Origin of the sequence: Imperialibacter sp. (assembly GCF_048007035.1) — a bacterium.
In the GTDB taxonomy this organism is placed as follows: Bacteria; Bacteroidota; Bacteroidia; order Cytophagales; family Cyclobacteriaceae; genus Imperialibacter.
In genome coordinates, this window is sequence record NZ_CP180355.1 from 5,573,775 (window position 1) to 5,592,684 (window position 18,910).

Here is an 18,910-nt window from a genome sequence, read left to right on the forward strand (position 1 = left end):
TGTAGCTTATTTCGCTTCGCCGAAGTATTGCGATGGGTCTACTCTTTTTCCGTTGTGTATTACCTCGTAGTGGAGGTGTGGGGCTGTGGATCTTCCTGAGCTGCCCGACAAAGCAATCAACTCGCCTTTCTTCACTTTGTCGCCCACTTTTACTTTGGCTTCAGAAAGCTGGGCATATAATGTCTGATAGCCTTCGTCATGTTTAAGCGTGACCATGATGCCATAGCCGTCCGGGTCGTTGACCACTTTTTCAACCACACCGTCTGCTGTGGCTACAATGGAAGTGCCCGTGGGTGTTACTATGTCGACACCCAGGTGCATCTTAGTCTTTTTATCAAAGGGATCCTTTCTTTCTCCAAAAGCCGAACTAACCCTGAAATCCTTGTCTGTAGGCTTCCTGTCGGGCCTGTCTTTGGCACCTACATTTACCACGATAAAAAGCAGACCTATAGCCATCATAGGCGTGATCCAGCCCAGAGGTTGCTTCTTTAGCTGGTAGTAACGGCGAGTTCTATTCACCTGCTTGCTGACTTTTTTCATCTCGTTTTTTCCAAATGTGCTCAGAGAGATATTCAGAGCAAGTTCAAATGAGTGCCCTTCCACCATGTATGCTTCTATGGCGCAGCAGGAGTGATCAAGCAGCTCATTGGCCAGAATTGTGTTGCCACACTGAGCAGCGATTGCCTGCTCTACTGTTTTGATTTGTGCTTCCGTGAGTTCTCTCATGACTTAAGAAGTTTTAGGGTTCAATAAAAATTGCATCGTGCTGATGAAGCTGGCAAACTCCTCAAGTTTACTGGCAGTTTGTACGTTGCCTTTTGGCGTCAAAGAGTAGTACTTCCTGATACGTTTGCCAATGTTGACAGTTTCGGTCACGAGCAGCCCTTCGGCTTCCAGTTTGTGCAAAGAGGGATACAGGGCTCCTTCAGTGAGCTGTATTTTACCCTCAGTTTGCTCTTTCACTTTTTGAGTGATTTCGTAACCGTACATCCTGCCGTTCTCTGCCAGCAGCTTCAAAACGATGGTTTGAAGGGTTCCTTTTAATAGTTCTTTCGAATACATAAGGCAAATATATATAGAAGTCTTATGTATTGTCAAGTTAATACCTAAGAAAATTAGGTATTACTCAAAAAGTAACCGCTACAAAGAACTCAGGATAGGTTTTTCGGTTGCTTCCTGTGTTCACATCAGCTGTGTAGATAGAGTAGTTGACGCCGATGATGGAGGTGATGTAAGGGTTGATGGGGATTTCAACGCCTGCGCCAGCCATGGCCCCAAAATACTTGTTGTTGAGTGCCCGGGACTCAACATAGGCATCTTCTTCAACCTGGGTATACTGGCCGTTGATGAATGCATACCTATCGGTAAGGGAGTACGCTTTTGTAGAAAGCCCCATTTGAAAGGCGGGGCCTGCCTGGATATAGGGGGAAATTTTGTAGTAGGGAAACCGGTACTTCAGCATCAGCGGGATATCGAGATCGGTGTGCTTGAGGTAGTGGGTGTTCTGAGAGGTGATACCAGTTTCGATATTACCAAACTCGTTGTAGGTAGTGAATGAATAATGTGCCACTGTCAACTGCGTGACTAAGAAAATTTGTGGTCTGTAAGAAAGAGGTAATTCAACGTAAGCACCAATAGAAGGTGCAATGTGTTCTTCAGGAACATTGGGAAAGAATTTGCTTTTGATCACATTCTGGTACATCCTCAGCCCTATGGCGGGGCCTATTCTGAACTTAGGGAATGGCTTGTGCACACAGTCGTTATACTGTGAAATGAAATACTTAAGGTTGGCCGATTTGTATTTGGCCAGCCCAATCGTTTTCGCCGTCAGGTAGCAGTCTTCCAGTTGAGCTGCAAGCACGTCTTTAAAATATTTTTCATCTCTATTGTCTTCACCCAGTGCGATTATTTCTTCGCCTTTTTCCAGCAGATAGGACTTGCTTTTGCCCTGCTCCTGAAGCAGCAAAGCCACCTTTCCATTTTCAAGTTCTTCGAAAAACTGCTTTTTACCCTGATATTCTCTCGACACCCACTTTCTACCGTCGGGCAGGCCAAACTCAAGCGCTTCGTCCGGCTTAAAATCTTTCTTATTGCCGTTGTTAAACTCGAATGTGACTTTGTTGGGGTCAGGCTTTTCCAGGCCGTGAATGGCGCCGTAATAGAGGATGTCTTTTGTTTTCAGGTAAGCCTCCTTTTGAGCGGTGAGCATGTAAGGAAGTGCGAGCAGCAATAGCGCCAGGATAGGTTTCAGTGATTGTAACATGGTATATTAACAACTAAAAGCTGAATATACCTATGCCACATCACATCTAACAACCAAAAAAATCATCATTTCCGGTTAATGGGCTTCTATTAGCGGGAGATTAGTTTTTTGTAAGCCTTTCTCAGCCCATCTTCTTTCAAAAAAGCTTCCTTTTCCCATTTTCGCTGCCGGTAGGGGATGCTTGCCGAATCAAATATGAGCTGCCCCTGCCAGCGAAACATGGTGTTGTTTATCCGCATCAAATCTCCCCGTGCATATTGCGCCACGTGTACCATTTCGTGAGCGAGAGCCCGGTTCAAATCGTCAGTGGGCAGGGCTGCATTGAGCTTGATCATTACGTTTCTCATTGCCAACACCTCATTTTCGTCGTGCACCATCATTCCGCTGATATTGTCTGGCAAGTTGTGAGAAAGCATCACCATAACGATGAGAGGCTGCCCGGATGCAATGCTTAGCTCATCGGCATAAAACCTGGCTTGTTCAATGATCTGTTCTGCGTTATCTCCGAAGCCTGTTGAGTAAATACTTAGTTGGCGGCCTGCTGCACTGCTACATATGAGTGCTGCGGCCAAAGATGAAAAAATCCAGTTCATGTTGTTCTGAGTTGACCATACTCCATATACGTGGCAAGGGATTATTTGCTTCAGCGCACCTTTAAAGAGGGGATTTCCACTGAAGAACGACCGGTTTTACCCTACAAACGAATGTCGTGCAGGGTCAGCCGGTGAAGCACCTCGTCTTTGTAGGTGCGGCCAATAGGCAAGGTAGTATTGGGAAGCTCGATGTGGGAGTTGCTGAAGGCTTTGGTGTGCCGGATGGCCACCAGGTAGGAGCGGTGGATTCGCACGAAGTCCACCTCAGGCAAATCCTTTTCAATAGCAGTTATGGAGGTGTAAGACATAACAGAGGCCCCACTTGCCAGATGGAAAACCACGTGGTCACGGATGCTTTCCACAAAGTGGATCTCGCCACCGTCAATTCTGAAGGTTTTGTTTTCGGCTTTGACAAGCAGCGTTTTTTGTTGCGTTGAGCCGGCCATCAGGTCGAGCTCCTTCTTTCTGTCAAATGCTTTGTTCACTGCCTTGAGAAACTTTTCGAAGCTAATCGGCTTGATCAGGTAGTCTATGGCATGGGTGTCATAACTCTGCACGGCCAGGTCCCGGGAAGCGGTGGTGAAAACAATCATTGGCGTCTTTCCCAGTGTTCTGGCAAACTCAAGTCCGGTAACTTCCGGCATTTTGATGTCGAGAAATACTACATCTACTGCCGTACTTCGCAGCCAGGTATTGGCCTCAGCCACATGCCTGCACTTGGCCACAAGTTGTAGGTTGTCGAGTCGTTCCACGTAGTTGTGGATGACCTCAATGGCCAGCGGCTCATCGTCTACTATCAGGCAGTTAAGCTTCAACGGTCACCTCCTTTCTTTGGTCTTCAAGCGGCAGCTGCACGGTCAGCGAAAAGCTCTCCGGAAGCTCTTTGAGCTTGAAATTGGCTCTTTTTCCATATATCAGCTCAATGCGGCGCATCACATTTTGTAAGCCTACCCCATAGTGTGAGGTGGCTTTTCCTCTTTCGATAGGGTGAGATACTTTGGTGTTGTAAGTGCTAAAACACAGGTGCTTTCCTTTTATAGTTGCCTCTATGTTGATCGTAAAGAGGCCGTTTTTGTCAGGCTTTCCATGTTTAAAGCAGTTTTCTACCAGGGGGATGAGCAACATAGGTGGAATATCATATCCCGCAACCTCTTCCGGCAGCGCCATCTCCAGCTTTAACTCGGTACCAAACCTGAGCTTTTCCAGCTCCACGTAGTCTTGCAGGTGCTCCACTTCCGATTGCAGGCTTACCTTCTTCTTGTCCGACTCGTAAATCACATACTCCATCAGCGAGGAGAGCTTCAGAATGGCATCGGCTGCTTTGTCCGACTTATTCAATACCAGCGAATAGAGGTTGTTGAGGGTATTGAAAAAGAAGTGCGGGTTGATTTGCGTCTTCAGGAAGGTGAGCTCATTGCGAAGGCGCTGCTGCTCTACCTGTTGGAGCTTTTGCTGCTGCAGGTATTGGTCTTTCAGTATTTTGACGGCAGAGGTCACAAAAAGGATCATGGTGATGTGGCTGGCCGTTGAGCTGAACTTGCGGGGAGCGTAGAGCAAGTCGGGGTTGAAACGATAAATGCCCGAAGCTATCATCCCCCGGATCACCTCCGATTGCAGCACTGTAGCCACGAAAACAAGGCAAATCAAGCTGATACCATAGTAAAAGTACTTTCTGTGACTGAGCAGCCTGGGCATCAGAAAGTACATATGCACGTAAACAACGGCTACTTTTACGGGGAGCTCTACAAATTGTGTAATGGGGGAGTACTCATAGTACTCAATGTACATATACACCCGGTAGAAATAGTACGCCACCCAAAACAGGAGGTGGGCGTATACCCGGTTGTTAACATCAAATAAATTGGGTGCCAGTCGACGCATAATGTGCTATATGCGGTGTTTAACGGATTTTGCAGAAATGGTTGCGCCAGTGTAAGTTTTTCAGTGGAATTGTTGGAAAGGAACTGGCAGACTGATGGACGAAAAATAGGAGATTGCTTAAATTGAGGCACTGCTGCCTTATGAGATGTTGAACAAAAGCTTATGCAATGAAAAGAAATGAATTTACCGCAAACAGGTTACGGGAAGTGTTGCTGGACGGACGCTGGGTGGCGAACACCAACTACAAGGATCAGTTAGAAAGCGTGACCTGGCAGCAAGCTGTACAAAAAGTAGGCAACCTTAACACTATTGCGGCGCTCACTTATCATGTCAACTACTATTTGGGTGGGATTTTGAACGTGTTTAACGGTGGCGGCCTCGAAATTAGGGACAAATACAGCTTTGACCTGCCACCCATCAAGTCGGAAGGTGATTGGAAGAGCCTGGTTGGCGACTTTCTGGCGAACGCCGGGAAATTTGTGGAACATGTTGCCATTTTACCGGAGGAGAAATTGGACGAAGCATTTGTAGACGAAAAGTATGGCACCTGCTGGCGCAATATGGAAGGGGTGATCGAGCACTGCTACTACCATTTGGGGCAGATAGCTTTGATTAGGAAATTAATTGGAGAAAATAGGGAGTAAAGGTTTTGCTGAAGTTTGCTACCACAGATCTCCCAATTACGGCCTTCTCTGATCACTCCACCTGCCTGTTAAAAATTAAAGGCCACCAATGTTGACAGCCTTCAATGTTAGTTAGTACAGATGCTTCATACACGTGTGTTTACTTCCTGTACTCACCTTGCCGCTCCACCATCCAGCCTGGATACTGTGATGTCAGCGGACTGACTTCCTCTATTTTGGCCAGGTCGTCGGCTGTGAGCACTATCTCTGTAGAGTCGATATTGGCCTTTAGCTGATCAGGGGTTTTGGCGCCAATAATGGTGCTGGTGACGCCGGGTTGATGCCGCACCCATGCCAGGGCTATTTGCGCCGTGGTTACTCCATGTGCTTTTGCAATGCCACCCATTACCTCTACCAAATCATAAGCTTTTTCTTTGTCCAGTGGAGGGAAATCAAAATTGGCCCGTCTGCCGTTGGCGTCACTGCTGCCCTCTCTGGTGTATTTGCCGGAGAGGAAGCCGCCCGCCAGCGGACTCCATGGGAAAATTGCCAGCTTGTGATCAGCCGCCATAGGTGCCAACTCGTGCTCAATGTCTCTGGTGGCGGCCGAATAATGATATTGCAAGCCTATGAACTTGTGCCAGCCATTATAGTGAGCCACCGCTTGTGCCTTGGTGACCATCCATGCCGGCCAGTTGCAAATAGCGATGTAGCGCACCTTGCCACTGTCTACCACGTCGTTGAGAGACCTTACAATCTCTTCAATGGATGTTCTTGGATCAACGCCGTGCACATAGAGCAGGTCGATGTGATCTACCTGTAGCCTTTGCAGGCTGGCCTCCACCGAATTGAATATATGGTAACGGGAAAGGCCCACATTGTTGGGCTGTGAGCCCATAGGCCCCAGCACCTTGGTAGCCAGCACTACCTCATCTCTTTTAGCGCCCACGTCCCTCAGGCCCTGACCCAGCAGCTGCTCCGACTGGCCAAAGGAGTAGACATTGGCCGTGTCGATAAAATTGATGCCAGACTCAATAACAGCGCCCAGCATGTCGTTCACCTCCTTTTGCTGCAGCTGGCCTATCTTGCTCCACATGCCCGCATCCTGCCCACCAAAGGTCATGGTGCCAAAACAGAGCTCTGATACTTTCAGCCCCGTATCGCCGATATAGTTGTATTTCATGTTAAAGGTTTTTGTGTTAAAAGTTAGTTTTCGCTGCTCTATCAGCTTCCGTGAGCACAATGTCGTTTTGTTAAGAGCATTCTACCCTTTTATTCCCTAAGCCGGGCACCCCTAAAGGGCCCTACTAATTATGATTCGTCTCCCTTTAGGGCTGGGGTAAAAAATTGAATTGAGCAACTGAACCTCTTAACAAAACAACATTGTGCACATACTGTATAAAGCAGCCTCACAAAGGTGCGCAACGCCGGTGGACTAGCTATAGCCCGCTTCAATCAAAAAGTATCAAAAATCAAACAATCGCTATTGCGTGCGGTAGAGTCGGGGAGTAACGTTTTCAGTTTTCTTAAAGAACGAGATGAAATGCGATGGCTCTTCAAAGCCAAGGCAATAGCCAATTTCGGAAATTTGCCAGTTGGTGTGCCTGAGCAAAATTCTGGCCTCCTGCATAATGCGGCTGGAGATCAGCTGCGAAGTGGTTTGCCCCATGGTTGCTTTCAATGCCCGGTTCAGGTGATTGATGTGCACCGAGAGGTTATTGGCAAAATCGTTTGGCGACCTTAGCTTCATTCGCTGGATGGGAGACTCAATCGGAAACTGGCGTTCAAGCAATTCGGAGAAAAGGGAGGAGATTCTGTCGTTGGCAGTAGAGTGTGAGTAGAGCGAGGCCTCGGCTGGCTTGAGTTTGATCGCTTTGTGTATCAGTTGGATCACCAGTGTTTTGATGAGATCGTACTTATAGGCATAATCAGAGTTGATCTCCTCTATCATTTGAAGGTAAAACCTGTTGATCTCTTCAATGTCGCCCGGGTCTACTTCGTAAATGGGTGTGCTGCCGGGTTGGAAAATGGGGTAGTCTCGGATAGTCCCGAAGTTGGTGAAAAACTCTTCTGTAAATACACAAAAGTGCCCCGACTGATTCTCACTCAGGCGCTCCCAGTTGTAGGGGATCATGGGGTTGGCAAATGCCAGTGCTGCGTTTTTCACCTCCACCGTTTTGTCGGCATAGAAGTACCTGATGCTGCCGATCAGGAAGCTGATTTTGTAATACTCCCGCCGACTGTAGGGCACCGGCTTGGGCTCGGGGCCAATAAAGTCCTGATAGTTGAACACATTGAACTGCCCAACACCGCCCTGGATAGCTTCAGGCTGGCGGCGGAGTTTTTTCTCGTAGAGTTCATCAAGAGTGAGCGGCTTAATCATCGACCAAAGTTATAAAAATCAAATAAGACTGGGTGGTGTTGCTACGTTTTTAAGCTTCTGCCCTGGGACTGTCCCACGGACCAACAACATGCTCATCTTTACATATTCCTCAGTAGCGCCCAACATAAGAAGTCGCTGATGAAGAAACGAGCCACGGCAACTGTGTTGCTACGTTTCTAAGCCCCTTTTTTACCTCCAAACCTCAAAAAGCCAAAACACAAACCATAGGAGATTCCGTATATTCGGTTGCTGCGTCATTTTGATAAAACCAGAGAGCGACAAATGAACCCATACATCAAACGGATCAAAGACTTATCCTACAAGCTCGATCTTGAGATTCATGCCGAATTAGAAAAGGTATTTGTCGATAAAAAATTCTCAAAGGGTGCTCACCTGCTGCGACCCGGGCAGGTATGCACCGCTCACCTGCTGATCAAGGAGGGTATAGCCAGGAAGTTTTATCTCCACAACCACAAGGAGATCACGACCGAGATCTACTTTCACGACGATGTGGCCGTGTCGCTCGACAGCTACATCATGCAGAAGCCCGGCGATGTGTATGTGGAGGCACTGACTGAGCTGGAGGTGACGATTATTGACTACGGCCGCTTTGGCAAAGTGAAAAATACCTACCCCGAGGTAATGATGCTCGACAAAATGTTTATCGAGTACTATGCCGTTTGGTTCGAACAACGGCTCAGGGAGTTTCAAACCCTCGACGCCTCCCAACGCTACCTCAAGCTGCTTGAAAAGGAACCTCACATTGTTCAATTCCTACCCGTTACCATTATTGCCTCTTACCTGAACGTGTCGCTGGAAACCCTGTCCCGCATCAGGGCGAAGGTTTCCTCTGAGTGATTATTTGACTTAAGTCAAATTCCTGCGTTGTCGAATCCCGTTATTTTGAGAAGGCCCCGGAGCACGTGGCCTTCAAAACAAAACCAAACGGAGATGAAGGCAGTAGTATTCAAAAAGTACGGAAATCCCAATGTGCTACAAATGGCAGAGCTTCAAAAGCCCGTGCCTAAACCCGGTGAATTGCTCGTAAAAATTCACGCCACTTCTGTGACCGCCGAAGACCCCAAGATGAGAAGCTTCGATCACCCGCCCCTGCTGAAGCTGCCGGTGGGCCTGATGTTTGGGTTCACAAAGCCAAAGCATCCGGTGCTGGGCATCGAATTTTCGGGGGTAGTGGAGGCCATCGGCGGCAAGGTGAAGGACTACCAGATAAACGACAAGGTTTTTGGCTACACCGGCCTCAGCTTTGGTGCCTATGCCGAATATAAATGCCTGCCTGAAAATGCTTTGATGCACCTGAAACCGCAAAATTTGCCTTTTACGGAGGCGGCTACCATGGTGAATGGTCCATTGTCGGCACTGGCCTATTTAAAGAAAAAGGGCAAAATAGAAAAAGGGCACCAGGTGCTCATTTATGGTGCGTCGGGCTCAGTGGGTACGGCTGCTGTTCAACTGGCGAAGTACTTTGGGGCCCATGTAACAGGGGTGTGCAGTACCAAAAACCTTGAGTTGATGAAGTCGATAGGCGCAAATGAAGTGATTGACTACACCAGAGAAAACTTTGCTGACACCGAAAAGCTCTATGATATAGTGTTTGACACCGTAGGCAAAACATCCATGAAGGAGTGCATGAACCTGCTGACCCCAAACGGCAAATACCTGCTAACCGAGTTTGGCCTGCGGCACATGCTGGCAGCCATGTACACCTCCCTTTTCAGGCGCAAAAAGGTAGTGATAGCGTCGTCGAACTTCTATTGGAAAAGGGAAGACCTGGCCTTCTTAAAGCAGCTGGCTGAGCAAGGGCATTTCAAGCCTGTGGTCGACAGGTGCTTTGAGTTGGCTGACATGGCTGAGGCGCATGCCTATGTGGCGTCGGGGCGCAAAGTGGGCAATGTGGCTGTGGTGGTGTGTGCCGGTTAGCAGGGAGGCCATGTGACCCGCCCGGTCAACGATATTAAAATGTCGGAGTAGGTTTCCCCCGTGGGCTGTCCCCGTGGGCTGTCCCCCGACAGCCCATCAAGGCTCGAGGAACGGGTGGACGCTTTCTTGCAATTGATCAGAGCGCAAGCATGGCCTGGACAGAAGCAGGCTTGAATAAGGTGGCCTGTCGGGGGTCAGACCAGGGGAGTGGAAGCAGGCTTGAGTAAGGTGGACTGTCGGGGGACAGACCAGGGGAGTGGAAGCCGGCTTGAGTAAGGTTGGCCTGTCGGGGGTCAGACCAGGGGAGTGGAAAAGTCTGTCAAAGGTGCTGCGTTAACTTACCAACATCCAAATTTTCCTATGTTGTACCCGAAAATCCGTAACCAACATCCGAAATTTCCTATGTTATATCCAAAAATCGGTAACCAACATCCGAAAATTCCTATGTCATATCAGAAAATTGGTAACTAACATCCGAAATTTCCTATATGACACCCGAAAATTCCTATGTCATATCCAAAATTTTCTAACCAATATCCGAAATTTTGTATATCAGTTAGGAAATTCTTGAACCAGAACGAAAAAATGGAGAACCAGAAACCAACAGAGCTGAACTAACTACCTATGCCAGTGAACTGCTTCGACAAAATGGGTACTGAGATAGTCTAGAAGATGAATAAGAGCAGAAGAATTGGTTACCAGAAGCCAATGACATTGAACTAACTGCCATAGTAAGTAAACTACTTCCAAAGGATTTTGACTGAGATACACCAGAAGGTGAATCAGATAGGAAAGAAAGTGAGGTAGAAACGACTCTTTTGGAGAGAGAACGGCATCCATGCCACGGATCGACGTCATTCCGGAAATTTTTGCCCAAGATTCGGTAAGGTGGTCTGTTTAACCCTGGTGACTATCCAATGTCGTTTAGTTAAGAGGTTCAGTCCCCCAATTCTATTTTTACCCCTGACCCTAAAGGGCGACGCAATCACCATTAATAGGCCCTTTAGGGATTAAGGGGCGCCCGGCCAGGGTAAAATGCTCTTAACTAAACGACATTGGATGACGACTATCACACTATTACAACGTATTCCTCTGTAGAGTTTACCTTCCTGTGCATGCGCTCGTCACTTCCGCTATCAGCACCCAACTGGACTACCTATCCCCCTAAAACAAGAAAAGGGCAGCTGGTGAGCTGCCCTTTATCGATCTGCTGGGTGGGTGCGGCTTTTCACGCCGCTTTGGCCTTCTTGCCCTGGCCGGCAAAGCGCTTGCCGAGGTCTTCCGAAATCACTTTGGCTCCGGGGGCGTTGTTTTTGGCAGCTACCTTCACCGACTCATAGTAGTTGCGGGCGGCCCGGTAAGCTTCAGCGCCACTCATCAGGTGGGTGTCTTTCAAATTAGAGGTAAGCTGGTCGAGCGGGCGAACCACAGTGGTTAAATCCTTTACAGCTGCGTAGTCGATTTCAAAATCTTCCAGCTTGTTGTATCCCGGCAAAAACTCGGGGTTACTCTTTGCATAATCGAGGCTTTTGGCCACAAATGGCTCACTCGAATCGCCCATGGCCAGCACCTCTTTTCGCTGCTGGGCCGTAAGGCTGATGAGGTAGGGGCCAATCAGCTCAGTAAGCTCTTTTACTTTGGCCTGCATCTTCTTTAGCTCGGCCGGCGGAATTTGCACCGCCACTACGTTTTCCATGCTCATATCAAGAATGTTTTAAGTGGATGGATGGTAAATGATATATAATAATAAAAATATTATCACTAAATGAAAATATTTTAATTTGTTTTTTGCACTAATATAAAGTAAGATAGAAAGGTAGTATATGTGTATAGAATATTTTTTCGTAGTTAATATTTATATATATGATACTAGAAAGATTGAAAGTATATAATATTATTATTGATGGTATTAGAGGCGTAGCACGAACAGTTTTTCTAAATAGGTGATTATTATTAGATTGGTTTGTGCTATTTGGAGGGGTGTAAGTAAGGGGGGTATGAAACGAATATTTAAAGGGAGTATAGATCGGTTCATAAGCAACTGCTGTGCGTAATTGTGAACAAACCCAGAGCTGAGTAACTACTAAATTTGAAATTAAACCAATAATTAAGCATGTCATTTTTCCCACCTTTATCAATTGCAGATGCAATCGAAAAAATTGACTATAATCAATATCTCTTGCCTGCAATACAAAGAGATTTTGTTTGGTCAAGTAGTAAAATAGAAATGCTCTTTGATTCACTTATGCAAGGCTACCCAATTGGCTCAATGCTGCTCTGGCGTGTTAACGGAAAGAATGCTGAGAATCAACGTTTTTATGGAATTTTAAGAAAATATCGTGAACGCTTCTTGATTAGGTCTGAAGAAGTTTCGACAAAAAACATTCCAAGCTTTGAAGTAGTACTCGACGGTCAACAACGGCTTACGGCTCTATATCTTGGGATTAAGGGTTCATATGCCTACAAAGGATATAACTTGGCGTGGAAAGATACAGAATATTCAATTCCAACGAGATACTTGTACCTCAATTTAAGGTACAAGAAAAACAAAAGGAACGACCTTAATGACAGTGATGATGATAGAATGTATGAATTTACCTTCTTGAAACCAGAGGAAGCATCGAATGAGAATGATAACAATTTATGGTTTAAAGTGGGGGATATATTGGGCATTAAAGGAACGTCTCAATTGAATACTTGTTTTAGAAAAAATAATATCGTTGACGACGAAGCCCAAGAAATTTTAAGCAGACTTCATGATATAGTGCATTTGGAAAAACTGATTCACTATTATTTGGAAGAGAGTTCCGACTTCACTAGAGCATTAAATATATTCATCAGAATAAACTCTGGTGGTATATCACTTAGTTATTCGGACTTGGTCATGTCAACAACTATCATGGGTTGGATGATCCTTGATGCGAAGAAGGAAATAAATGGTTTGGTTGATGAATTGGTAAAAGAGTATGGATATCCTGTCAACAAAGATTTCATTTTACGCACATACTTAGTCCTGTACAGCGATGATATTAAATTCCGAGTTCAAAACTTTAGCCTAAAAAATGCGAAGGAATTTGAACAGCATTGGGAAGAAATAAGATCGGCTATTAGAGAGGTTTTTCAACTTGTAACCGACTTTGGGTATGCCCCAAATACTTTGACATCCATGAACGCCCTACTGCCAATCGTTTATTATTTATACAAAACTGACCGGGTTAAAGATTTCTGTCAAAAAACAAGATATAAGGAGGAAAGGGCAGTAATCAAAAGGTGGATTCATGTTGTTCTTCTTCATCAAATATTTGGTGGACAGGCGGAGGGCGTTCTAAAGGCAATCAGGGATACAATCAAGAAAGAAATAGCGAAAGAGGCTGATGTTTTTCCTGCAAAAGCAATTGCAACCCGACTAGCGAAAACTAATAAGTCTATTACTGTTGATGAAGAATTTATTCAAGGACTGCTCTACACTAGCAAGGATAGCAGATATGCCTTTCCAATATTGGCCCTTTTGTTTCCACATCTGGACTATAAAAACCGAGATTTCCATTTGGATCATTGTCATCCCCTCTCTCACTTTAACGAAAAAAAATTGAAAGCTAAAGGAATCGTGCTCAATGACGATAATCGAGATTATTTTACAGATTGGGATTATTTCAATTCTATAATTAACCTGCAAATGCTGGACGGAAATGAGAACAAATCAAAAAATGCAAAGGACCTGAAGACTTGGGTGACTGACAACTCAATTTCATTGAAAAACTACTACTTGCCTAAGGAACTTGATCTTATTGATTTCCCGACTTTTGTTGAAAAGAGGAGCGAAAAATTGGTCAGGAAACTAACGGAGGTATTAACTCTGTAACGAAAACACGAACACGGCACAGTGACCGCTATTCCAAGTAGTACGTTACATCAGGGCAGAACACTGTAACTTGAGCTTGCAATGAAGCATTGGTTTGACCCTAGTTCAGGAATTCGCCTGAAAGACCGTTTTTCTAGTGGTTCAATAGAACTCTCGAAAATTCCTGTCCGAGATAGCGTTAATCGAAAAAAATATGAGAAATTTTAGAAGTAATCATGACTTGGTTAAACATGTTCGAGAAGAAATGATCAAAATACTCGAAACTCGAGGATTGTCGGATAAGATTACGACGAATTCTGCGGAAAGGCTTACAAAAAACTGCGCTCTTTATCTTAGGCCAGTTGGAGGTAGTAAGCCAAATATGCAGTTGATTCCTCGACAACGGAATCATTCTCCTGAAAAAAGCTCACTCTTGGATTCCACGGAAGAGATTCTAGGTGACATGAATAACAAACTTGAGAAATATCTAGTACGATATAAAAGCTATTATTCATCCACTGATCCGGCTAGCAAATCCCAAAATAAGCTTTGAATGTTGGTGATGTGACAAACTGGTACATTTGATATTCTATTACATTGAGTAGTTGACAATGTTTGAATAGAACTCAGTGCGATAAGAATATCCTCATTTTCGGTTGTTGATAAAAGTAAAAAGTCAACAGTAACACGGCATCAGACTGGCAACAAAAATGAAAAGAAAAAAAATTCCTCCTGTAGCGGAAGCGGAAGTGATGTTTAAGTCTGCATTACAATGCTGTATTTGTCAAGAAAAGGGCGATCATATTCATCATCTAGATGGTGACCCAAGCAACAATACCGTCGACAATCTTGTGTTGTTATGTTTTAGACATCATGATGAAGCTACAGTTATTGGGAGTTTGAGGAAGAAGTTGTCACATCTGACAATTCTGAACTATCGAAAACATCATTATCAAGTCGTTGAATCTTCCAGAGAAAGACAACTTGGAAAGTTTGATAGCTCCCTCGAGACACTAACAGAGGAAAGGCTTTTATTTATTTCGAAAAATGCGGTCATCATAATTGAGCTAGAAAAGATTAAAGAAGAATACTTTGGTGCCAATTGGGATGAAAGAAATAACATACTTGAACGACTTAATAAGTTCGCTAATCATTCTAATCCCAGATTAGCTTTGGATATTTTTGAGTTCCTTTCACTTATTGCTGGGCAAACCCAAAGTGGGATGACTTATAGTTTGGCTACATCTGTTTTTGGTATAGTCTTAAATTTTTTCCCACCTTTTTACGATGAAGAGAAGAGACCACAGGCAGTCGAACTTGCTAAAATGTGTATTCATCTAGGTTACAACATTGCTTATGACTCGTTCATTCATTTGCGGAATATTGCAATAGCAATGTGGGGCCTGACTATCATCAAATATATCTACCGTTCCGCAAAAGAATACACTCTTACAGAGTTGGTGGAGGAAGTAAATCGGTCATATAATGAATTAGAGTCAATCCTAAAACGATCGGAAGAGAAGGGGTTGGAGGATGCACAAGAAATGATGAAAATATTTCGTGCAGACCTCAATAATGCGCATTTGGCATTCCCTATGCTCACTCCTCATTTAATGAAACGATTAGAAATTGATAATATAAAGTAATATTCCAATGAATACTGCAAAATTTAAAATGTCCTGTGATGGCTCGAGCTTCCCCGAGCGACAACGCTCAATATTAACATTGAGTCTAGTATCTATGCAATACATCAATAAAATGGAAATATTTGGTCTGAAGCTGTCTGCTTAAAAAAGCGAGGTTACGAGTAGCGGGCACAACTTGGTTTAAAGTTCAGTTTTTTAGATTTAGGTCCGAATCTGGGAACAGCGAAACATTTCTCAGACTGGTCGATTTTTATTTAGTTACCTTATCTTAATAGAAAATGGCAGAATGTATCAGGTGCGGCGAGTATACAAAGTTTGATGGTGGGCTTTGCTATTCATGTTACAAGAATGAAGTAAAATCGACCGATGTAACAATTAAGAGCAAAGAGGAAGAAGAAACATCAAAAAGGAAACCGAAAATCGAAGCCAAAGAGAACCCCTGGATTTCGGGAGTCATAAAAGGTCGCATTGCGGAGACAATCGTTGAAGAGCTTTTTCGTTCGCTTGGATTTCAGGTATTCAGCTATGGCATGGAAAACTCCATTCCAGGAATTAAAGACCTTTTGAAAGGAGTTAGAGGGGACGTTTCTAAGAACATTAGACAAATGCCTGATTTTGTTGTCTTCAAAGACAATCAAGCACACTTTATTGAAGTAAAATACAGATCGAGTGGTGAGTTGGCGATAAAGGATATTGACAAATACGGTGATTACCCCTTCGAAAACGCATTGTTTGTTCTTGTTACCAAGAAACATATCAAATGTATTTCTTACAAAGAGCTTAAGGAAGGAAAGGAAATCAGTCAAACCTGCCATAGCTATTTAGGTAATCGGAAAGAGTTTGACACAGATAAAAATTTGATCATTGAGTATTGTAAATATGCTGTGAAGTTTTTTGAGAACGTGTGAATGAAAGGTGTCAAGCCAGAATTGCATATCGTCGGTCTCTTTACCTCCGGTAGTCCAAGCCTCAAAGCTCGAAATTAGCACCGAACGCTGGTGCAAGCTCGTACCTTTTGATACATCAACACCTACAGCGGTTGCCTAATGTTTGAATAGCATTCAGTCCGAGCCACATGCTCGAACTAGCAAGGGAAGTGGAGGGGCGTTAATATTCACTGTAAACTATGGAAGACAAGTATAGAGCAGTTTTGTGGAAAAATTTTGCGGCATCTATTGATATGCTAAAAAATGTTATTGAACTGTGTCCCGATACTTTGTGGGAGAAGAAGGACAAATTCTTTTACATGGCCTATCACACAGTCATATTTCTTGATTATTACCTGTCTTATCCGGTGACAGCTTTTGAACCAAAGCTGCCATTTACCATTGTGCCTGAAAGTGAGCTTCCGCCAGCAGTCGTAGATGACGTAATGCCAAACAGGAATTATAGTCGGGAGGAAATGATGGCATATATCGATTTGGCAAGAAAGAAATGTGAAACGTTCATTGGGCCTGATGCCAGTCAGGATTTGATGGTACAATGGATAAAAAAGTCAGAGATCGGACTGCATGGGCTGTGCCCTTCAGTGGTAGAGCACTACACGTTGCTTGAGATGCTGTTTTACAATTTCAGGCATGTGCAGCACCATGTGGCACAGTTGAATTATATCCTAAGAGGCCAGGCCAATTTGGCCGCTGAGTGGATTTCACAAGCCGAATGATTGGATGTAAATTGAGGGAAATTAGCTGCCAATGAATTATCAGACATTTCAGCCGCATCCGGATTTAGCCTCTCTTATCAGCTGCTATTGGACATTGGAAGTGCCTGCAGCAGCTGAGGCACAAAAGCAACGGATTGTGCCCGACGGTTGTATTGAAATGGCTTTTATTCTCGGCGATGACATAAAGAGGTACACCACCGGCGGTGATTTTATCCTGCAGCCCCGTGCCATGGTGCTTGGCCAAACCATTGAGCCTTTCTATATAGAACCAACAGGGCACGTCGATACATTTGCTGTTCGCTTTTATCCTTATGGTTTTTCCAACTTCATCACCACGCCCATTAAGGCCCTTGCCAACAAAGAAACGCCGATAGCCTCATTGTTTGGAGAAACGACAGCGAAAGAGCTGGCTAAAAAAATAGCAGAGGCAGCTGACAGCGCTGAACGAATAGCCATCGTAGAAAGCTTTCTCGTTGATAAGTTAAACAACAAAGCCACTATTGACAGTATTGTTAAAACCACCATTGATGCGCTTTTGTCGACAAAGGGAAGTGTGGCGATCAACACCATTCTTAAGGCAGATCTGTCAAAAAGAAGACAGCTCGAAAGGAAGTTTTTGAAGCAGATTGGTATTAGCCCAAAGCAGTTGGGCAAAGTAATCAGGCTGCAAACCGCTTTGAAAATGCTCCTCAGCGAAGAGGCTGAAAACCTGACCAGGATCGCTTATGAAAGCGAATACTACGACCAGGCGCATTTTATCAAAGACTTCAAGGAGTTTACAGGAACCAACCCAAAGGAGTTTTTAGGGGACGAAAGCATGGCTCTTTCTTCGCTGTTCTACAAATAGACGGGAGGAGTGTCGCATTTTTACAATTTTAACCCTCGCAGGCGATCCAACTTTGCTCTGTCAACTTTAAACAGAGCAAAAATGAAAAGAGCCCTACTGCACTTTACTACCGCAATGCTTGCCATCAGTTTAGCGGGCTGCAACAATCAACCTACATCTGATCCACAAACACAAAGGGTCGATTCAACCGTCAAACAAACCACAAATGATATGAAAAGCTTTGTCTCCATTTTTGAAATTCCAGCAACAGATCTTTCACGGGCTGTCGATTTTTATCAGGCAATTTTTAGTATTGAAATTGAGAAAATGGACATGCCGGGCATGCAAATGGGTATATGGCCGTACGAAGGACAAATGGTTGTGGGAGTTATCGTTCAGGGCGAAGGGTTCCAGCCTTCGGCTGATGGAGTAACCATCTACCTGAATGGTGGAGACGACCTTCAAATTGTTTTGGACAAGGTGGAAAAGCATGGAGGTAAAGTGATGGTTGGAAAAACACCGCATGCCGATGAAAGCGGATACTTCGCCATGTTTCTTGATTCTGAAGGAAACAGGCTGGGCTTGCATTCTCCGAACTGATCGTGAAGAAAAGAACCAGAACTGATGTTTTTTACCATTTGATAAATGCCTCAATATTGCGTTTGTGTAGCTTGCGGCTATGAAAGAGTTGATAGCGTATATTTTGCAGTTTGGCACGCTTAACAAGCAACAAATAGACTTTGTTGAGAAAAAGGCGACTGCCATAGCACTTCATAAGGATGAGTACTTTTCGGAAGCAGGGAAAGTCCCGAAGCAGGTCGGCTTTGTGGTGGAAGGGGTGATTCGTGGCTGCTATTACAACAACAAGGGAGAGGAAATCACACGCTGCTTTATCAGCGAAAACAATCTGGCGGTTGACTATGTCAATTTTGAGGCTAATACAACCTCTTCTGAGTATTTACAGGCCAGCACCGACTGCCGGCTCATGGTGTTTTCAAAGCAAAATTGGGAGGAGCTTTCTCAAACCATCGTGGGCTGGGATAGCATTCAAAGCAAGATGGTGCAGAAGTGCCTTTACCAAAAATCCAGAAAAAGCCCGGTCATTTCGCAAGACGCCACCACACGGTACCTGGAGTTCATGGAAAACTACCCATCGTTGATCAACCGCATTCCCCTGGTTCATATTGCGTCTTACCTGGGCGTTACACAGCAATCGCTGAGCAGAATAAGAAAAAGTATTCGCTGAGTCGCTT

General features: G+C 44.7%; 19 protein-coding genes. 10 read left to right on the forward strand and 9 right to left on the reverse strand.

Going from position 1 to position 18,910, the window contains the following annotated elements; genetic code table 11:
* Nucleotides 1-6: 6 nt before the first annotated feature.
* The 6 genes from ACMVP2_RS23980 to ACMVP2_RS24005 all read right to left on the reverse strand — a co-directional run bounded on the left by ACMVP2_RS23980 (nt 7) and on the right by ACMVP2_RS24005 (nt 4,737).
* The gene (locus ACMVP2_RS23980; RefSeq protein WP_416865430.1) at nt 7-726 is read right to left on the reverse strand and encodes a M23 family metallopeptidase; all 720 of its coding nucleotides are present in this window, start codon (nt 724-726) and stop codon (nt 7-9) included.
* Nucleotides 727-729: 3 nt separating this feature from the next.
* Nucleotides 730-1,062 (reverse strand): PadR family transcriptional regulator, encoded by a 333-nt coding sequence (locus tag ACMVP2_RS23985; RefSeq protein ID WP_339792300.1) that lies wholly within the window; start codon nt 1,060-1,062, stop codon nt 730-732.
* Nucleotides 1,063-1,126: 64 nt separating this feature from the next.
* Nucleotides 1,127-2,263 (reverse strand): outer membrane beta-barrel protein, encoded by a 1,137-nt coding sequence (locus tag ACMVP2_RS23990; protein ID WP_416865431.1) that lies wholly within the window; start codon nt 2,261-2,263, stop codon nt 1,127-1,129.
* Between the two features lie 89 nt (nt 2,264-2,352).
* Nucleotides 2,353-2,856, reverse strand: a complete 504-nt coding sequence (locus tag ACMVP2_RS23995) for a hypothetical protein (RefSeq protein ID WP_416865432.1) — start codon at nt 2,854-2,856, stop codon at nt 2,353-2,355.
* Between the two features lie 101 nt (nt 2,857-2,957).
* A complete protein-coding gene (locus ACMVP2_RS24000; protein WP_416865433.1) occupies nt 2,958-3,671 on the reverse strand; it encodes a LytR/AlgR family response regulator transcription factor in 714 nt (237 codons plus the stop codon).
* A complete protein-coding gene (locus ACMVP2_RS24005) occupies nt 3,661-4,737 on the reverse strand; it encodes a sensor histidine kinase (protein WP_416865434.1) in 1,077 nt (358 codons plus the stop codon). Before ACMVP2_RS24005 ends, ACMVP2_RS24000 begins: the two co-directional genes overlap by 11 nt.
* A 167-nt stretch (nt 4,738-4,904) precedes the next feature.
* Here ACMVP2_RS24005 and ACMVP2_RS24010 point away from each other — a divergent pair, with 167 nt between their 5' ends.
* The gene (locus ACMVP2_RS24010) at nt 4,905-5,381 is read left to right on the forward strand and encodes a hypothetical protein (protein WP_416865435.1); all 477 of its coding nucleotides are present in this window, start codon (nt 4,905-4,907) and stop codon (nt 5,379-5,381) included.
* Nucleotides 5,382-5,520: 139 nt separating this feature from the next.
* Here ACMVP2_RS24010 and ACMVP2_RS24015 read toward each other — a convergent pair whose 3' ends face one another.
* Both ACMVP2_RS24015 and ACMVP2_RS24020 read right to left on the reverse strand, forming a co-directional pair.
* Nucleotides 5,521-6,543 carry an aldo/keto reductase gene (locus ACMVP2_RS24015; protein WP_416865436.1) on the reverse strand — a complete coding sequence of 341 codons (1,023 nt, stop codon included), beginning with the start codon at nt 6,541-6,543 and terminating at the stop codon, nt 5,521-5,523.
* Between the two features lie 300 nt (nt 6,544-6,843).
* Nucleotides 6,844-7,743, reverse strand: coding sequence for a helix-turn-helix domain-containing protein (locus ACMVP2_RS24020; RefSeq protein WP_416865437.1), 900 nt, complete (start codon nt 7,741-7,743; stop codon nt 6,844-6,846).
* 282 nt (nt 7,744-8,025) lie between these two features.
* Here ACMVP2_RS24020 and ACMVP2_RS24025 point away from each other — a divergent pair, with 282 nt between their 5' ends.
* Nucleotides 8,026-8,601, forward strand: a complete 576-nt coding sequence (locus ACMVP2_RS24025) for a hypothetical protein (RefSeq protein WP_339791447.1) — start codon at nt 8,026-8,028, stop codon at nt 8,599-8,601.
* 93 nt (nt 8,602-8,694) lie between these two features.
* On the forward strand, nt 8,695-9,681 hold the full coding sequence (locus tag ACMVP2_RS24030) for an NAD(P)-dependent alcohol dehydrogenase (protein ID WP_416865438.1): 987 nt from the start codon (nt 8,695-8,697) through the stop codon (nt 9,679-9,681).
* 1,228 nt (nt 9,682-10,909) lie between these two features.
* Here the strand turns inward: ACMVP2_RS24030 and ACMVP2_RS24035 are convergent.
* Nucleotides 10,910-11,383: a hypothetical protein gene (locus ACMVP2_RS24035; protein ID WP_416865439.1), complete on the reverse strand. Its 474-nt coding sequence runs from the start codon at nt 11,381-11,383 to the stop codon at nt 10,910-10,912.
* Nucleotides 11,384-11,794: 411 nt separating this feature from the next.
* Here ACMVP2_RS24035 and ACMVP2_RS24040 point away from each other — a divergent pair, with 411 nt between their 5' ends.
* The 7 genes from ACMVP2_RS24040 (at nt 11,795) to ACMVP2_RS24070 (ending at nt 18,903) form a co-directional block, all read left to right on the forward strand.
* Nucleotides 11,795-13,543 carry a DUF262 domain-containing protein gene (locus ACMVP2_RS24040; protein WP_416865440.1) on the forward strand — a complete coding sequence of 583 codons (1,749 nt, stop codon included), beginning with the start codon at nt 11,795-11,797 and terminating at the stop codon, nt 13,541-13,543.
* A 689-nt stretch (nt 13,544-14,232) separates the two neighbouring features.
* Nucleotides 14,233-15,168 (forward strand): HNH endonuclease, encoded by a 936-nt coding sequence (locus tag ACMVP2_RS24045; protein ID WP_416865441.1) that lies wholly within the window; start codon nt 14,233-14,235, stop codon nt 15,166-15,168.
* Nucleotides 15,169-15,446: 278 nt separating this feature from the next.
* A complete protein-coding gene (locus tag ACMVP2_RS24050; protein WP_416865442.1) occupies nt 15,447-16,076 on the forward strand; it encodes a hypothetical protein in 630 nt (209 codons plus the stop codon).
* Between the two features lie 218 nt (nt 16,077-16,294).
* A complete protein-coding gene (locus ACMVP2_RS24055) occupies nt 16,295-16,831 on the forward strand; it encodes a DinB family protein (RefSeq protein WP_416865443.1) in 537 nt (178 codons plus the stop codon).
* Nucleotides 16,832-16,862: 31 nt separating this feature from the next.
* Nucleotides 16,863-17,678, forward strand: coding sequence for an AraC family transcriptional regulator (locus ACMVP2_RS24060; protein ID WP_416865444.1), 816 nt, complete (start codon nt 16,863-16,865; stop codon nt 17,676-17,678).
* An 81-nt stretch (nt 17,679-17,759) separates the two neighbouring features.
* Nucleotides 17,760-18,257 (forward strand): VOC family protein, encoded by a 498-nt coding sequence (locus ACMVP2_RS24065; protein WP_416865445.1) that lies wholly within the window; start codon nt 17,760-17,762, stop codon nt 18,255-18,257.
* Between the two features lie 79 nt (nt 18,258-18,336).
* Nucleotides 18,337-18,903, forward strand: coding sequence for a Crp/Fnr family transcriptional regulator (locus ACMVP2_RS24070; protein ID WP_416865446.1), 567 nt, complete (start codon nt 18,337-18,339; stop codon nt 18,901-18,903).
* The last annotated feature ends 7 nt before the right edge of the window (nt 18,904-18,910 follow it).

What these genes read in the sequence shown, in the direction of transcription:
- ACMVP2_RS24035 (WP_416865439.1), bottom strand. Translation starts at nt 11,383, where the DNA reads ATGAGCATGGAAAACGTAGTGGCGGTGCAAATTCCGCCGGCCGAGCTA.
- ACMVP2_RS23985 (WP_339792300.1), bottom strand. Translation starts at nt 1,062, where the DNA reads ATGTATTCGAAAGAACTATTAAAAGGAACCCTTCAAACCATCGTTTTG.
- ACMVP2_RS24060 (WP_416865444.1), top strand. Translation starts at nt 16,863, where the DNA reads ATGAATTATCAGACATTTCAGCCGCATCCGGATTTAGCCTCTCTTATC.
- ACMVP2_RS23980 (WP_416865430.1), bottom strand. Translation starts at nt 726, where the DNA reads ATGAGAGAACTCACGGAAGCACAAATCAAAACAGTAGAGCAGGCAATC.
- ACMVP2_RS24015 (WP_416865436.1), bottom strand. Translation starts at nt 6,543, where the DNA reads ATGAAATACAACTATATCGGCGATACGGGGCTGAAAGTATCAGAGCTC.
- ACMVP2_RS24065 (WP_416865445.1), top strand. Translation starts at nt 17,760, where the DNA reads ATGAAAAGAGCCCTACTGCACTTTACTACCGCAATGCTTGCCATCAGT.
- ACMVP2_RS23990 (WP_416865431.1), bottom strand. Translation starts at nt 2,263, where the DNA reads ATGTTACAATCACTGAAACCTATCCTGGCGCTATTGCTGCTCGCACTT.
- ACMVP2_RS24070 (WP_416865446.1), top strand. Translation starts at nt 18,337, where the DNA reads ATGAAAGAGTTGATAGCGTATATTTTGCAGTTTGGCACGCTTAACAAG.
- ACMVP2_RS24005 (WP_416865434.1), bottom strand. Translation starts at nt 4,737, where the DNA reads ATGCGTCGACTGGCACCCAATTTATTTGATGTTAACAACCGGGTATAC.
- ACMVP2_RS24025 (WP_339791447.1), top strand. Translation starts at nt 8,026, where the DNA reads ATGAACCCATACATCAAACGGATCAAAGACTTATCCTACAAGCTCGAT.
- ACMVP2_RS24055 (WP_416865443.1), top strand. Translation starts at nt 16,295, where the DNA reads ATGGAAGACAAGTATAGAGCAGTTTTGTGGAAAAATTTTGCGGCATCT.
- ACMVP2_RS23995 (WP_416865432.1), bottom strand. Translation starts at nt 2,856, where the DNA reads ATGAACTGGATTTTTTCATCTTTGGCCGCAGCACTCATATGTAGCAGT.
- ACMVP2_RS24030 (WP_416865438.1), top strand. Translation starts at nt 8,695, where the DNA reads ATGAAGGCAGTAGTATTCAAAAAGTACGGAAATCCCAATGTGCTACAA.
- ACMVP2_RS24045 (WP_416865441.1), top strand. Translation starts at nt 14,233, where the DNA reads ATGAAAAGAAAAAAAATTCCTCCTGTAGCGGAAGCGGAAGTGATGTTT.
- ACMVP2_RS24040 (WP_416865440.1), top strand. Translation starts at nt 11,795, where the DNA reads ATGTCATTTTTCCCACCTTTATCAATTGCAGATGCAATCGAAAAAATT.
- ACMVP2_RS24020 (WP_416865437.1), bottom strand. Translation starts at nt 7,743, where the DNA reads ATGATTAAGCCGCTCACTCTTGATGAACTCTACGAGAAAAAACTCCGC.
- ACMVP2_RS24010 (WP_416865435.1), top strand. Translation starts at nt 4,905, where the DNA reads ATGAAAAGAAATGAATTTACCGCAAACAGGTTACGGGAAGTGTTGCTG.
- ACMVP2_RS24050 (WP_416865442.1), top strand. Translation starts at nt 15,447, where the DNA reads ATGGCAGAATGTATCAGGTGCGGCGAGTATACAAAGTTTGATGGTGGG.